This window comes from Cupriavidus sp. NPDC089707 (assembly GCF_044748965.1).
Lineage (GTDB): Bacteria > Pseudomonadota > Gammaproteobacteria > Burkholderiales > Burkholderiaceae > Cupriavidus.
Genome location: NZ_JBIVHB010000008.1, coordinates 111,035 through 124,230, shown reverse-complemented (window position 1 = coordinate 124,230; position 13,196 = coordinate 111,035). Strand labels below are relative to the sequence as shown.

Annotated in this window: 12 protein-coding genes; 9 read left to right on the top strand and 3 right to left on the bottom strand. The window is 63.1% G+C overall.

Annotated features, from left to right (window positions below; all coding sequences use genetic code 11):
• Window positions 1–39: 39 nt before the first annotated feature.
• Together ACIP1U_RS15320 and ACIP1U_RS15315 are read left to right on the top strand one after the other, a co-directional pair.
• Window positions 40–1,236: a pyridoxal phosphate-dependent aminotransferase gene (locus ACIP1U_RS15320; RefSeq protein WP_400316305.1), complete on the top strand. Its 1,197-nt coding sequence runs from the start codon at window positions 40–42 to the stop codon at window positions 1,234–1,236.
• A gap of 208 nt (window positions 1,237–1,444) precedes the next feature.
• Complete coding sequence (locus ACIP1U_RS15315; RefSeq protein ID WP_400316303.1) at window positions 1,445–2,338, top strand: HpcH/HpaI aldolase/citrate lyase family protein; 894 nt, start codon at window positions 1,445–1,447, stop codon at window positions 2,336–2,338.
• A 31-nt stretch (window positions 2,339–2,369) separates the two neighbouring features.
• Here ACIP1U_RS15315 and ACIP1U_RS15310 read toward each other — a convergent pair whose 3' ends face one another.
• Window positions 2,370–3,113 carry a helix-turn-helix domain-containing protein gene (locus ACIP1U_RS15310; RefSeq protein WP_400316301.1) on the bottom strand — a complete coding sequence of 248 codons (744 nt, stop codon included), beginning with the start codon at window positions 3,111–3,113 and terminating at the stop codon, window positions 2,370–2,372.
• Between the two features lie 292 nt (window positions 3,114–3,405).
• Here ACIP1U_RS15310 and pruA point away from each other — a divergent pair, with 292 nt between their 5' ends.
• The 7 genes from pruA (at window position 3,406) to ACIP1U_RS15275 (ending at window position 11,610) form a co-directional block, all read left to right on the top strand.
• Complete coding sequence (gene pruA / locus ACIP1U_RS15305; protein WP_400316299.1) at window positions 3,406–4,956, top strand: L-glutamate gamma-semialdehyde dehydrogenase; 1,551 nt, start codon at window positions 3,406–3,408, stop codon at window positions 4,954–4,956.
• A gap of 406 nt (window positions 4,957–5,362) precedes the next feature.
• Window positions 5,363–6,466, top strand: a complete 1,104-nt coding sequence (locus ACIP1U_RS15300; protein ID WP_400316297.1) for a branched-chain amino acid ABC transporter substrate-binding protein — start codon at window positions 5,363–5,365, stop codon at window positions 6,464–6,466.
• A gap of 107 nt (window positions 6,467–6,573) precedes the next feature.
• Entirely contained in the window at window positions 6,574–7,488 is a 915-nt protein-coding gene (locus ACIP1U_RS15295; RefSeq protein ID WP_400316295.1) for a branched-chain amino acid ABC transporter permease, read from the top strand.
• A gap of 32 nt (window positions 7,489–7,520) precedes the next feature.
• Entirely contained in the window at window positions 7,521–8,831 is a 1,311-nt protein-coding gene (livM, locus tag ACIP1U_RS15290) for a high-affinity branched-chain amino acid ABC transporter permease LivM (protein WP_400316293.1), read from the top strand.
• Window positions 8,828–9,664 (top strand): ABC transporter ATP-binding protein, encoded by an 837-nt coding sequence (locus tag ACIP1U_RS15285; protein WP_400316291.1) that lies wholly within the window; start codon window positions 8,828–8,830, stop codon window positions 9,662–9,664. The genes livM and ACIP1U_RS15285 overlap by 4 nt, the downstream gene beginning before the upstream one ends.
• Complete coding sequence (locus ACIP1U_RS15280; protein ID WP_400316632.1) at window positions 9,664–10,407, top strand: ABC transporter ATP-binding protein; 744 nt, start codon at window positions 9,664–9,666, stop codon at window positions 10,405–10,407. Before ACIP1U_RS15285 ends, ACIP1U_RS15280 begins: the two co-directional genes overlap by 1 nt.
• Before the next feature lie 30 nt (window positions 10,408–10,437).
• On the top strand, window positions 10,438–11,610 hold the full coding sequence (locus ACIP1U_RS15275; RefSeq protein ID WP_400316290.1) for an NAD(P)/FAD-dependent oxidoreductase: 1,173 nt from the start codon (window positions 10,438–10,440) through the stop codon (window positions 11,608–11,610).
• A 154-nt stretch (window positions 11,611–11,764) separates the two neighbouring features.
• On the opposite strand, the gene ACIP1U_RS15270 is transcribed toward ACIP1U_RS15275, so the two are convergent.
• Window positions 11,765–12,220: a VOC family protein gene (locus tag ACIP1U_RS15270; protein ID WP_400316288.1), complete on the bottom strand. Its 456-nt coding sequence runs from the start codon at window positions 12,218–12,220 to the stop codon at window positions 11,765–11,767.
• A 27-nt stretch (window positions 12,221–12,247) separates the two neighbouring features.
• Window positions 12,248–13,045, bottom strand: coding sequence for an NAD(P)H-dependent oxidoreductase (locus ACIP1U_RS15265; RefSeq protein WP_400316286.1), 798 nt, complete (start codon window positions 13,043–13,045; stop codon window positions 12,248–12,250).
• Window positions 13,046–13,196: the final 151 nt, after the last annotated feature.

Here is a 13,196-nt window from a genome sequence, read left to right as displayed (position 1 = left end):
CGGGGGCCTTTCGCTCTATACAGTTTGCGGATAAGTAAAATGAATACTGGCGAAAAATCTATCGGCGACTTCCCGGCAGTCAGTGCTCGTGATGTCGTACGTGCATTGAGGCCATCGCGGATTCGCGAGGTCGCGAATGCGGGAATGGGATTGCACGATGTCTTGCCTTTCTGGTTTGGCGAGTCGGACCAGCCAACGCCGAAGTTCATCATCGACGCCGCTGACAAGGCATTGCGCGACGGCGCAACCTTCTATACGCATAACCTTGGCATTGCACCGCTTCGGGAAGAGATCGCCGCATACGTCAGTCGGTTGCATGGCGCAACCCGCGCCGACAACGTAGCGATAACAAGCGGCGGTGTCAGTGCCCTGATGCTGGCGACACAGCTGTTGGCCGGACATGGAGACAGGGTGGTAGCGGTCACGCCGCTGTGGCCCAATCTTGTTGAAATCCCAAAGATCCTGGGCGCCGACGTCGAGACCGTCTCCCTCGAGTATGGGGTGGAGGGATGGACGCTTGACATCGACAAGCTGTTGGCCGCGCTTACGCCTGACACGAAGCTGCTGCTGATCAATTCCCCGAATAATCCGACCGGCTGGACCTTGAGTACCGGGGAGCAAAGGCTGCTGCTCGATCACTGTCGCCGGCACGATATCTGGATCGTTGCCGATGAGGTGTACGAGCGCCTCTGCTACGCGGGGGATGGTCTCGCCATTGCGCCCTCGTTCCTGGACGCGGCGGATCGCGAGGAAAAGGTTATCTGCGTCAATTCATTCTCAAAGTCGTGGGTGATGACGGGCTGGCGGCTGGGCTGGCTTGTCGCGCCTGCCTCGTTGATGGACGACATATCCAAGCTGATCGAGTACAACACCTCGTGTGCTCCGTCGTTTGTGCAGCAAGCCGGCATCACTGCGATCAAGGAGGGAGAGGCCTTTGTACGGGACTTCGTCGCTGGCCTGAAGGATTCGCGCGACCACCTTGTGCGCGGGCTCGCTGCACTTCCCGGAATCGATCTCAAGGCGCCGCCGGGTGCGATGTATCTCTTCTTTTCGATGCCAGGGGCGGAAGACAGCCTTTCGCTGTGTAAGGCCCTTGTCCGGGAGGCGGGGCTCGGGCTTGCCCCCGGCGTTGCATTCGGGCCGGAAGGCGAAGGCTTCGTACGTTGGTGCTATGCCTGCGATACCGGCCGACTCGACGAAGGGTTGAGGCGGCTTCAAGGATATCTGGCGCGGTAGGCCGCGTGTTGCCTGGCTGCGCCCGCTGAGCCAGTCGCCGGCTCAGAGTGCAACGAAGCCGACTTCGACCCATTCGTGATTGGCGAAACGTGCTTTCGGAAAACCCGGTTTGCCTGGCTGCGCGATCGCTGGCATTGTAGGCAGCATGCCAGGCCCGTGAAAAGCCTGGCCGCCACTACCAAGAGCGGATCTCCGGAGACCAGCGACCATGCATGACAACCTGCCACAGCGCCTGCGCTCCCTTCTCTTCGTTCCCGCGGACAGCGACCGCAAGCTGGCTGCGTCGCTGAAGTCGGGGGCGGACGGGCTGGTGTTCGACCTCGAAGACGCCGTACCGGAGCATGGCAAGGAAGATGCGCGGCGCAAGCTGGTGTCCTTCCTCGAGCAGAACCGCGCGTCGATGGAGCCGGCCTTGCTGGTGCGCGTCAACGGGCTGGCGTCAGGCCATATCCTGCGCGACCTGGCCGCCGTGGTCCCGCACCGGCCAAATGCGATCGTGCTGCCGAAATGCCGGAGCGTCGACGATGTGCACCGGCTCTGTGACTTCCTCGCAGCCCTTGAGTGCGCGCTGTTGCCCGACAACTGGGAGATCGCCATCATCGCCATGGCGACGGAGTCCTCCGAAGGCGTGTTCGGCCTGTCGTCCTATCGCAATGCGCCAATGCGGCTGCGGGCGCTGATGTGGGGTGTGGACGATCTAGCCGCCGAGCTGGGCGCATTCTCGTCGCATATCGGCAAGGAGCTCACTGCGCCGTTTTCCGTGGCGCGCACGATGTGCCTGCTGGCCGCCGCGCAGGCCGGCATCGATGCCATCGACGCGGTCAGCACAAGCCCGACGGATCCCGCGCAGATCGGGCAGGAAGCCGCACAGGCGAAGCGCGATGGCTTTACCGCAAAGGCCGCCGCGCATCCTTCACATATCGACGCCATCAATCGGGCCTTTATGCCGCAGGAGGAAGAGGTGCGCTGGGCCCGGCATGTCGTCGACGCCTTCTCCAAGGTCGGCGCCTCGGGCGTGGCAAGGCTCGGCAACGCCATGATCGACCGGCCCCATTTGCGCCTGGCGCACCGGATCTTGTGCCACGTGGACGGGGAAGACTGATCCGGCGCTCGCGCGGGGGCGTGCGCCGCAGCTAAGACGTACGATGCGCCGCACGGTATTGCTGGGGCGTACACAGGGTTGCTGCCTTGAACTGCCGCGAGAACGCGCTGTGATCCGCATAGCCGCATTCGGCGGCAATGTCGGTGATGCTGGCATCCGTGGTTTCCAGCAGGCGGCAGGCGCGGTCCAGCCGCATGCGCATCATGATCTGCTTCGGAGTAAGCCCGAACACCTCGCGGCAAAGCCGCTCCAGGGTATCCAGTGACAACTGCACTTCGCGGGCAATCTCGCTGATGCGCAGGTTCGGTTGCGCCGGCTCTTCCAGGCGCTTGAGGAACTGCAGCAGGCGCTTGTAGCTGGCGTGCTTCTCGTCCGGGCGGGGCAGGATGCGCGAGATGCCCAGCAGGCCGGCGACCTGGCCCTCCGCATCCCTGACCGGAAACTTCGAGCTCAGGCACCATTGCCGGTGCCCGTCGGCCGAGAAAAACAGGCGCAGCACATCGATGATCGGTTCGCCGCTGCGGATGACGCTCAGGTCCTGCATCATCGTGCTTGAGCCGGTGACCTCGAACAGCTCGTCTGCCGTCTTGCCGATGACGTCTCCCTTGCTGACCAGGGCGCTGCGCTCGACCAGGGTGGCATTCACCATCAGGTAGCGCGCCTCCTTGTCCTTCACGTAGAAAAGGACGTTGGGAAGCCGGTCGAATACCTGCTCCATCAGCGCCAGATCCAGTACCAGGTCAATCCCGTGCAATAGGTTCTTGGTGTCGAGCATATGGTCGTAGGGGGCACCTGCGGCGTGGGTAGCGCGATGTTATCACGCGGTTTCGGCCATTCGTTACCCGCTCGGGCCAGCGGGCCAGGGCGCGGCCAGCCAGTCCCGTTGTGCAGTAATCCGCGGCTTTGGGCAGGGCGCCATGCAAGACGGGCGGCGCTACGCGCCACAAAATCCTTGGCAACGCATCCGGCGTCGCAGCATCGCTGCTGCGCGAGATGTGCACGATTCCGATGCACGGACGGCAACGCCCTCCGGCTCGGGCCAACTGGTTGAACGCGGAGAGCCCAACGTGAACGTCATCCCCTTTCAGAGCGAACCTTTCGATACCTACACCACCGAAGCATCGCTCGGTGCCATGCGCAGCGCGCTGGACAAAGTCCGTGCGCAACTCGGCAAGACTTACCCCCTGATCATCGATGGTAAGAAGATCGAGACGGCGGCGAAGCTCACCTCGACCAATCCTTCGCGGCCCGGCGAAGTTGTCGGCCACACCAGCAAGGCGGGCGTCGACCACGCCGAGCAGGCAATCCAGGCCGCCTGGACCGCGTTTGAGGGGTGGAAGCGCTGGCCTCAGGAAGACCGCTCGCGGCTGTGCCTGAAGGCCGCGCAGATCATGCGTGGGCGCAAACAAGAGCTGGAAGCGTGGCTGGTCCACGAGATCGGCAAGAACTATGTCGAGGCCAGCGCTGAAGTTGCCGAGATGATCGATTTCACCGAGTACTATGCCCGGCAGGCCCTGCGCTTTGTCGACGGTGTCGGTCACCTCAACGCCTGCCCCGGGGAAGAGAACAAGAGCTTCTACATCCCGCTGGGCGTCGGCGTCACCATCGCGCCGTGGAACTTCCCCATGGCGCTGATGACCGGGATGCTGATGGGCGCCATCGTGGTCGGCAATACCGTGGTCTGCAAGCCGGCCGAAGACACCATCGTGTCGCTGTCCAAGGTCTTCGAGATCTTCGAGGAAGCCGGCTTCCCGCCGGGCGTCATCAACTATCTGCCCGGCATCGGCAGCGAGATCGGTGCCTACCTGGTCGACCATCCCAAGACCCGCTTCATCAACTTCACCGGCAGCCTGAAGACTGGCATCGCGATCCACGAGTCGGCGGCCAGGGTGCGCGACGGGCAGAAGTGGATCAAGCGCGTGTTCCTCGAACTGGGTGGCAAGGATGCCATCTTGGTGGACGAGACCGCGGACCTCGATGCGGCCGCCCTGGGCGTGATCCAGAGCGCGTTCGGCTACTCCGGCCAGAAGTGTTCCGCATGCTCGCGCCTGATCGTGGTCGATTCGGTTTACGACGCGCTGGTGGAGAAGGTCGTCGCCCGTGCCAGGGAACTGCGTGTGGGCGCTGCCGACACCAACCCGGACCTGGGGCCGGTGTGCAATGCGGCACAAGCCGACAAGGTTGCCGAGTACATCGAGATCGGCAAGGGCGAAGGCAAGCTGCTGACCGGCGGCGAGCGGCTGGAGGGGGACGGCTACTTCTTCGCGCCCACGATCTTCGGCGATGTCGCGCAGGATGCCCGCATCTTCCAGGAAGAAGTCTTCGGGCCGTTCGTGGCGGCGACCCGCGTGGCGAACTTTGAAGAGGGCCTGAAGGCGGTCAACAACACCGTCTATGGCCTGACCGGCGCGCTCTATTCGCGCGACCGGAGCCGGATCGAACAGGCGCGCCGCGAGTTCCACGTCGGAAACCTGTACTTCAACCGCAAGTGCACCGGCGCGCTGGCGGGTGTGCAGCCGTTCGGCGGCTTCAATCTGAGCGGTACGGACACGAAGACGGGTGGTCCTGACTACCTGCTGCAGTTTCTGCAGATGAAAGCGGTGGCAGAGCGGTTCTGATCTCCCGCGACACGGCAGCGAAAGGTGCGTCCATGGGCGCACCTTTCTTGTTTGTGGCGGCACGATGGTCCGGGGTTGCACCGATACGGCGGCATCGGCGCCCAGTGATTGGGCCGTCCGATCCATGATTGTGCGTAATAGGTGAATACCCCTAAGTTGAACCCCCTTATTTACGCGGCTCCACTACAGATCATTGTGCAAAAAGCCGCAAATCTTGCTCTGCCTGGATGCAAGCGGCGGCGCGCGATAGCCAGCAGAATTTCGCTCAACCAAAGTCGTTGTCGCACCACGGCATTGGCACATCGGGACTGGCGATCTGCAGCGAAGCAGGCGCCTGGGCAGGATCCACGCAATGCGCACACCGTTGCCTGCGATGCGCAAGTGAACATACCAAGTGAGGGACGAAATGAGCAAGAAGCTGCTGTCGGTTAGCGTTTGCGCGGCCGGACTGATGTTGGGGGTGAGCCATTCGGCCTGGGCCGATCTGCTGATTGGTGTTGCCGGGCCGATGACAGGCCCGTATGCGTCGGGTGGGGAGCAGATGCGCACCGGCGCCGAGCAGGCAATTGCAGATATCAACGCCAGGGGGGGCGTGCTGGGACAGAAGCTGAAGCTGGTGATTGGCGACGACGTGTGCGACCCGAAGCAGGCGGTGTCCGTGGCCAACACGCTGGTCAACAAGGGCGTGGTGTTCGTGGACGGCCACTATTGTTCGAGCTCGACCATTCCCGCATCGGAGGTCTACCACGATGCCGGCATCCCGATGGCGACCATCTCGACCAGCCCGAAGGTCACCGACCGAGGCCTCGCAAACATCGTGCGCGTGACCGGCCGGGATGACCAGCAGGGCAATGTGGCCGCTTCCTATCTCGCCAGGAACTTCAGCGGCAGGAAGATCGCAGTGGTCGATGACAAGAGCGCCTATGGCAAGGGCCTGGCGGACGAGGTGGCGAAGTCCCTCGCCGACCACAAGGCCAAGGTATCGCTGCGCGAATCGATCACCGCTGGCGAGAAGGACTACAACGTGCTGGTGAGCAAGCTGAAGGCTGCCGGCATCGAAGTGCTGGCCTATGGCGGGTACTACACCGAACTTGGCCTGATCCTGCGCCAGGCGGCGCAAGCCGGGCTCAAGCTCGCCGTCATGGGCGGGGACACGCTGACCAACACGGAACTGCTGTCTGCCGCGGGTCCCGCGGCGAATGGCGTGATGTTCACCTTCGGCCCGGATCCGCGCAAGAATGCCGAAGCCAGGGACGTGGTGGAGCGCTTCCGCCAGGCGAAGATCGAGCCCGATGGTTACACGCTGTATTCGTACGCGACGATCCAGGTATTCGCGCAGGCGGCCGAGCGGGCTCGCAGCGTGAAGCCAGAAGCCGTCCAGAAGGCGCTGCGCAACGGCAACTACTCGACGGTGGTCGGGCCCATCAGCTTCGACAGCAAGGGTGATCTCACCAAGCCCGGCTACGTGGTCTATCGTTGGAGCGGGAACCAATACGGCTACGCAAACTGACGCAGTGGTGGCAGTGCCTCGCGCGGCGTGGCACTGCCCCCTTGATGGGTATTGCAGCGCGCTGCTGTGCGCTGCACGGGTTGCGATAGCGCTTGTTGGAGCCTTTCATGTATCTCGCATTACAGCAGTTCATCAACGGTGCGACCCTGGGTGCCGTCTATGGTCTCATCGCCATCGGCTATACCATGGTGTACGGCATCATCGGCATGATCAACTTTGCGCACGGCGAAGTGTTCATGATCAGCGCCTTCATCGCCATTTCAGGATTCACTCTCATGACCGCGCTTGGCGTGACTTCGGTACCGCTCACGCTGGTCGTGGTGCTGTTCCTTACCATCCTGTTCACGTCCGCCTATGGCTGGGCGGTGGAGCGGGTGGCGTACCGTCCGCTGCGTGGCGCGTCGCGCCTGGCGCCGCTGATCTCGGCGATCGGCGTTTCGATCTTCCTGCAGAACTTCGTCCAGCTAAGCCAGGGCGCACGCGTCAAGGCGCTGGCGCCGGTGATTTCCGGTGGCGTCGAAGTGGCAGGCAACGGCGAATCCGCGGTCTACCTGTCCTACGTGCAGATCCTGATCGTGGCGACGACGTTCCTGCTGATGGGCGGTTTCACATGGCTGATCACGCGCACCGCCTTTGGCCGGCAACAGCGGGCCTGTGAGCAGGACCGGACCATGACCAGCTTCCTCGGCATCAACGTCGCCCGCACGATTTCGCTGACTTTCATGCTGGGCGCAGGGTTGGCGGCCATCTCAGGGACCATGGTGACGCTGTACTACGGCGTTGTCGATTTCAGCATTGGCTTCCTGGTCGGCGTGAAGGCGTTTACCGCGGCCGTCCTCGGTGGCATCGGATCGCTCCCTGGGGCAATGCTGGGCGGGCTCCTGATCGGCCTGATCGAGTCGTTCTGGGGCAGCTACTTTTCGGCGGAGTACAAGGACGTCGCCACCTTTGCCATCCTGATCCTGGTGCTGGTGGTGCGGCCTTGCGGGCTGCTCGGCCGGCCGGAGGTGGAGAAAGTCTGATGAGCACACTTCATGTTTTCGGATTCCGCGGCATGCGCGCGCGGCTGGCGGATGCGGTACGCGTGGCCCTGATCGGCATCGTGCTCGGTATCCCGCTGATCGGCATCACCACGGTGGACGCGGGGGGCAAGTTGCAACTCCAGACCCGCTGGGAAGTGCTGGCCATTGCCGTGGCCGTCGTGTTCGCCGCACGCGTGCTGCAAATGCTGGCCGTTGGCCGCCTGCGCTTGCGCAAGGCCGGGAAGACGCCTGCATTGCCGCGCCTTCGCGAACCACCGGCGTTCACCAGGGCGCTTGGCTGGATCTCGCTCGGGATCGCCGTGGCGTTGCCGATCGTCTTCTCGGGCAACCGGTATCTGGTCGACATTGCGACCACGGTACTGATTTATGTGATGCTGGGCTGGGGGCTCAATGTCGTGGTTGGCCTCGCCGGCCTGCTCGATCTTGGCTATGTGGCGTTCTACGCCATTGGCGCCTACAGCTATGCGCTGCTGTCGATCGGCTTCGGGCTCTCGTTCTGGGCGTGCCTGCCGCTGGCCGGGCTGTTCGCCGCCGTCTTCGGCGTCCTGCTGGGCTACCCCACGCTACGGCTGCGCGGCGACTACCTGGCGATCGTGACGCTTGGCTTCGGCGAGATCATCCGGCTGGTGATGCTCAACTGGACCGATCTCACCGGCGGCCCCAACGGCATTTCTTCCATTCCGAGGCCGACCTTCTTCGGCTTGCCGTTCAGCAGGTCGGCAGAAGCGCCGACTTTCTCCAGCGTGTTCGGGCTTGAGTATTCCAACGATCATCGTGTGATCTTCCTGTACTACCTGATCTTTTCGCTGGCCCTGCTGACCAACGTGCTGGTCCTTCGCCTGCGCCGTCTGCCGGTGGGCCGGGCCTGGGAGGCGATGCGGGAAGACGAAATTGCCTGCAAGGCGCTGGGCATCAACGTCACCAACGTCAAGTTGTCGGCGTTCGCGTTGGGGGCGATGCTGGGCGGGTTCGCCGGCGTCTTCTTCGCCGCGCGCCAGGGCTTCATTTCGCCGGAAAGCTTCACCTTCAGCGAAAGCGCAACCGTGCTCGCCATCGTCGTCCTGGGCGGCATGGGCAGCCAGCTGGGCGTTGTGCTGGCCGCGCTGGTTCTGGTGCTCCTGCCGGAGCTCGGCCGCGATTTTGCCGAATATCGGATGCTGCTGTTTGGGGCGGCCATGGTCCTGATCATGGTCTGGCGGCCCGGCGGCCTGATGTCGGTCAGGGAGCCGACGCTGACGCTCAGGCAATACCTGCGCAAGCGGGCGGGCACGCACCGTGCCATTCCGGTAAGCGGTGCAGCTGTAGTGGAGAACGGTCGATGACAAGAACACTAGTCACTGTAGACGGACTGGAGATGCGCTTTGGTGGCATCAAGGCCATCGAAGGCTTGTCGCTGACGGTCGCGGAGGGCCAGATCACCTCGGTGATCGGCCCGAATGGCGCCGGCAAGACGACACTGTTCAATTGCCTGACCGGTTTCTACAAGCCCACTGCCGGTTCCATCCGGATGATGCATCCCCGGCACGGACACCTGCACCTGGAATCTTTGCCGAGCCACGACGTGACGCGCAAGGCAGGCGTGGTGCGCACCTTCCAGAACATCCGCCTGTTTCCGAAGATGACGGTGATGGAGAACCTGGTGGTGGCCCAGCACAACGCACTGCAGAAGGCGTCCCACTTCAGCCTGGCGGGGCTGTTCGGCCTGCCGGGTTACCGACGCGCGCAGGAAGAGGCGATGGAGAAGGCCTACCGCAGCCTTCAGGCGCTGAAGCTGGAGGACTGCGCGGATACGGCCGCTGGCGGACTGCCCTATGGCCTGCAGCGCAAGGTGGAGATTGCGCGCGCCATGTGCGTGGACCCGGTGCTGCTTTGTCTCGACGAACCGGCGGCGGGCCTGAACCCGCGCGAGTCGGCGGAGCTCAATGCGCTGCTGACGCGCCTGGCGCGTGAGACTGGCCTGAGCATCCTGCTGATCGAGCACGATATGAGCGTGGTCATGAACGTGTCCGACCATATCCACGTGCTGTCCTTTGGCAAGAAGATTGCTGAAGGCTCGCCGGAGCAGGTTCAGAACGACCCCAATGTGGTGACCGCGTATCTGGGTGAACCGGAAAGCGACGCGGAGATGCTGACCGAGACGGAGGCCGCGGCATGATTCTGCAGATTGAAGATATACATGCCCACTACGGGCACGTCCACGCGCTGAGGGGCGTATCGCTCTCTGTCCGCGAGGGCGAGACGGTAACGCTGATCGGTGCCAACGGCGCGGGAAAATCCACGCTGATGACCAGTATCCTGGGCGCACCGCGGATTTCCAGTGGCTGCGTACTGTTCCGGGGCACTTCGCTCCAGGGCCTCGGTGTGCATGAGATTTCCCGGCGCGGCATTGCGATCTCCCCCGAGGGGAGACGCATCTTCCCTCGCATGACCGTGACCGAGAACCTGCTGATGGGCGCGACGTTCGCCAATCCCGCGACTCGCGGTACCGACATGCAGCGCATGTTCGACATGTTCCCGATCCTGTCAGAGCGCAGCCAGCAGCTTGCCGGTACCTTGTCGGGCGGCGAGCAACAGATGCTGGCGATCGCGCGCGCACTGATGGGCCATCCCCGGCTGCTGCTGATGGACGAGCCCTCACTGGGTCTTGCGCCGATCTATATCCGGAAGGTTTTCGAGATCATCGAAATGCTCAACCGGGACCATGGCATGACGATCCTGTTGGTCGAACAGAACGCCAACCAGGCACTGCGCGTGGCACACCGCGCCTATGTGCTTCAGCAGGGCAGCATCGTCATGAGCGGTACCGGGCGCGAACTGCTGCAGAGCCCGGAAGTCCGCGCGGCATACCTCGACGGCGGAAAGTCCCACAACGATCCCGCTGTGGCGGCCGTTGCCTGATCCACCAAATCAACTCTCCTTTTTTCCACCATGAACCAGCGAACTGCCACGGTCGTCATCATCGGCGGCGCCATCATCGGAAGCTTTACCGCCTTCTTCCTGCGCAAGGAGGGCTTTGCGGGAACCATCAAGGTGATCGAGCGCGATCCCACTTATCAGTATTGTTCGACCGCACTGTCCGCTTCGTCCATCCGCACGCAGTTTGGTTGTCCCTTCAACATCGGCATGAGCCTCTTCGGCGCCGGCATGTTCCGTGACATCAGGCAGTGGTTTGGCGATGATGCGGACATTGGCTTCGACGAGCGCGGCTACCTGCTGCTCGGCTCAAAGGAGGGCGCCGATGCCATGCAGGCGACGGCGCTATCGCAGATCGAAGCCGGCGCAACCATCGATATCATGACGCCCGCACAGGCAAAGGCTCGCTATCCGTGGCTCAATGTTGACGATATCGGCATCGCGACATATGGCGCCGCCAGCGAAGGTTGGTTCGATGCCTGGGCGCTGCTCCAGCTTGTGCGGCGCGAAGCAAAGAAGCTTGGCGTTGAGTATGTCACGGCGGAAGCCAACGGCATCGAATCGCGCAATGGCAGAGTCACAGGCGTCAGGCTTGCCGATGACAGTGTCATCCCTTGCGACTGGTGTGTGAATGCTGCCGGCCCTGCAGGCGGGAAAGTGGCGAGCTGGCTGGATATCGCCCTGCCGGTCGAGCCGCGCAAGCGTACCGTTTTCCATATCAAGGCACCGGTTCCAACCGAGGGGTTCCCCATGCTGTTCGACAACTCCGGCATATGGATCCGTCCTGAGGGAGATGGTTTCATTGCCGGCATTGCTCCCGAAGCGCACAGGGATCCTCATGCAGAGGGCGACTTCGAACCGGATCACTACCTGTTCGAGGACTTCGTGTGGCCGTACCTCGCGCACCGCGTCCCGGCGATGGAGAGCACGCGGTTACTGCGCGCCTGGGCAGGCCATTACGAGATCAATCTGCTGGACCACAATGGGGTGGTCGGCGCGCATGACGAGATCGGGAACTTCCTGCTGGCGACGGGCTTCTCCGGTCATGGGGTCATGCATGCGCCGGCCACGGGCCGGGCGGTGGCGGAGTGGATCGTCCACGGGCAGTATCGGACCATCGATGTGTCGCCGCTGGGATACCAACGCATTCGCAAGCAGGAGCCGCTGCTGGAGTCGGTGGTGTACTGAGTCGTGACTTGCTGAATCGGCCCTTGAGGTGGATGCCATCAAGGGCCACTTTCTTTTGCGTCGTGGCTGGTGCGGTTTGCGATCGTGAAAACATCGGGCCCGGCAACGCTGGAGCGTTTGCCGGGCCCGATGGGGCAGGTAAGGCTGGACGGCGCTAGGCCTTGCTTGCCCGGATCTCCAGCGTCACGCCGGCGCCTTTGTCCGCCGTGTCGAAGTAGGTGAAACCACTGCGGTTTGGCAAGCGCCCACGCATCCTGATCGCCAGCCCCAGCGCCGCTGCCTCGGCTTCCGCCTTGTCGCAGTCCGGTACGGCGAAGCCGAGATGGAACACGCCTTCGCCACGCGTGTCCAGGAATTCCCGCTGTGGCGTACTTCCGGCCGGTGGCGCGCACAACTGAAGCTGGACGTTGCCGAGGTTCGCGTAGCGGTAGTGCAGCCTGACGAAGGCATCGGCATCGGGCACGTCTAGCTCGCCACGGAATGCCTCGAGCGAGGGAAACGGGTGCCAGGGGCCCACGCCGATGGACTCGTAGCAGGCGACGGACTTCTCCATGTCGCGTACCACGACGCAGACATGATGCAGGGTCTGGAACAGATCGGTCTTCATCATGACGGTATTCAAGTCTCCGCTGGTCGTTCAGTTGCTCTCTTGCTGGGCGTACGCCTGCGCCGAGTCCTCGAAGCTCTGGCCGGCGCGCGGATTCCATTGCACGCCGGAGCGCGCCACCACGCCGGGCTTCAGGCGCTGGGTTTCGTCGTAGTCGCTCCAGGGATGGAAGAACAGCGGCTCGGTGTCGTCGAGAGACTTCAGCCGGGCGGCGTAGGCTTCCAGGTAGGCGTCACGGTCTTCATCCGTGACCCGTGCCGGCATCCAGGCCGCGAAGGGCGGCAACACCGTGAAGCCGGTGTAGCCGAGGATGCCGTTGTGGATGGGCCAAAGCACGTGATGCAGGTCGCCATCGATGCCATTCGGCTCGTACAACGTCGAGGCCGTTCCCGTGGTGAGGCAGATCATGGCGCGTTTGCCCTTGAAGTGTCCCGACTCGTACTTGCGGCCGGTCGAGTATGCGAAACCGCGGCTGAACACACGGTCGACCCAGCCCTTCAGCATGGCCGGCATCGAGAACCACCAGACCGGGAAATGAAGCAGCACCAGGTCTGCCGCCTTGACCTTCTCCTGCTCGGCGTGCACGTCGGCGCTGTGGGTGCGGTGGGCATACGCATGTTCCTGTTCGCGCGACAGGTCCAGGTAGTCCGCGTCGGCGCGCGCTTGCGGGAAATCCACTTCGCCAAGCGTGGGCGACCAGCCCATCTGGTACAGGTCACTGACGGTGACTTGGTGGCCCAGTTCCGTCAGCGTCCGCACGGCGGTGTTCTTCAGCGCTGCGCTGAACGAGTTCGGTTCAGGGTGTGCGAAAACAATCAGAACGTTCATATCGGTGTCGTCCAAGGAATGCTCGATGCTGGCGGATTCTCCGCGCAAAGGCCATCCCCGTCTTGCACGCATCAGGGCCGGAACATGCGGATTTTGGCATAGGCATCGAAGCCTGCATGGCGACAGATAGATCATGTAAATGAATAATCAA

What these genes read in the sequence shown, in the direction of transcription:
- ACIP1U_RS15320 (WP_400316305.1), top strand. Translation starts at nt 40, where the DNA reads ATGAATACTGGCGAAAAATCTATCGGCGACTTCCCGGCAGTCAGTGCT.
- ACIP1U_RS15315 (WP_400316303.1), top strand. Translation starts at nt 1,445, where the DNA reads ATGCATGACAACCTGCCACAGCGCCTGCGCTCCCTTCTCTTCGTTCCC.
- ACIP1U_RS15310 (WP_400316301.1), bottom strand. Translation starts at nt 3,113, where the DNA reads ATGCTCGACACCAAGAACCTATTGCACGGGATTGACCTGGTACTGGAT.
- ACIP1U_RS15300 (WP_400316297.1), top strand. Translation starts at nt 5,363, where the DNA reads ATGAGCAAGAAGCTGCTGTCGGTTAGCGTTTGCGCGGCCGGACTGATG.
- ACIP1U_RS15295 (WP_400316295.1), top strand. Translation starts at nt 6,574, where the DNA reads ATGTATCTCGCATTACAGCAGTTCATCAACGGTGCGACCCTGGGTGCC.
- livM (WP_400316293.1), top strand. Translation starts at nt 7,521, where the DNA reads ATGCGCGCGCGGCTGGCGGATGCGGTACGCGTGGCCCTGATCGGCATC.
- ACIP1U_RS15285 (WP_400316291.1), top strand. Translation starts at nt 8,828, where the DNA reads ATGACAAGAACACTAGTCACTGTAGACGGACTGGAGATGCGCTTTGGT.
- ACIP1U_RS15275 (WP_400316290.1), top strand. Translation starts at nt 10,438, where the DNA reads ATGAACCAGCGAACTGCCACGGTCGTCATCATCGGCGGCGCCATCATC.
- ACIP1U_RS15270 (WP_400316288.1), bottom strand. Translation starts at nt 12,220, where the DNA reads ATGATGAAGACCGATCTGTTCCAGACCCTGCATCATGTCTGCGTCGTG.
- ACIP1U_RS15265 (WP_400316286.1), bottom strand. Translation starts at nt 13,045, where the DNA reads ATGAACGTTCTGATTGTTTTCGCACACCCTGAACCGAACTCGTTCAGC.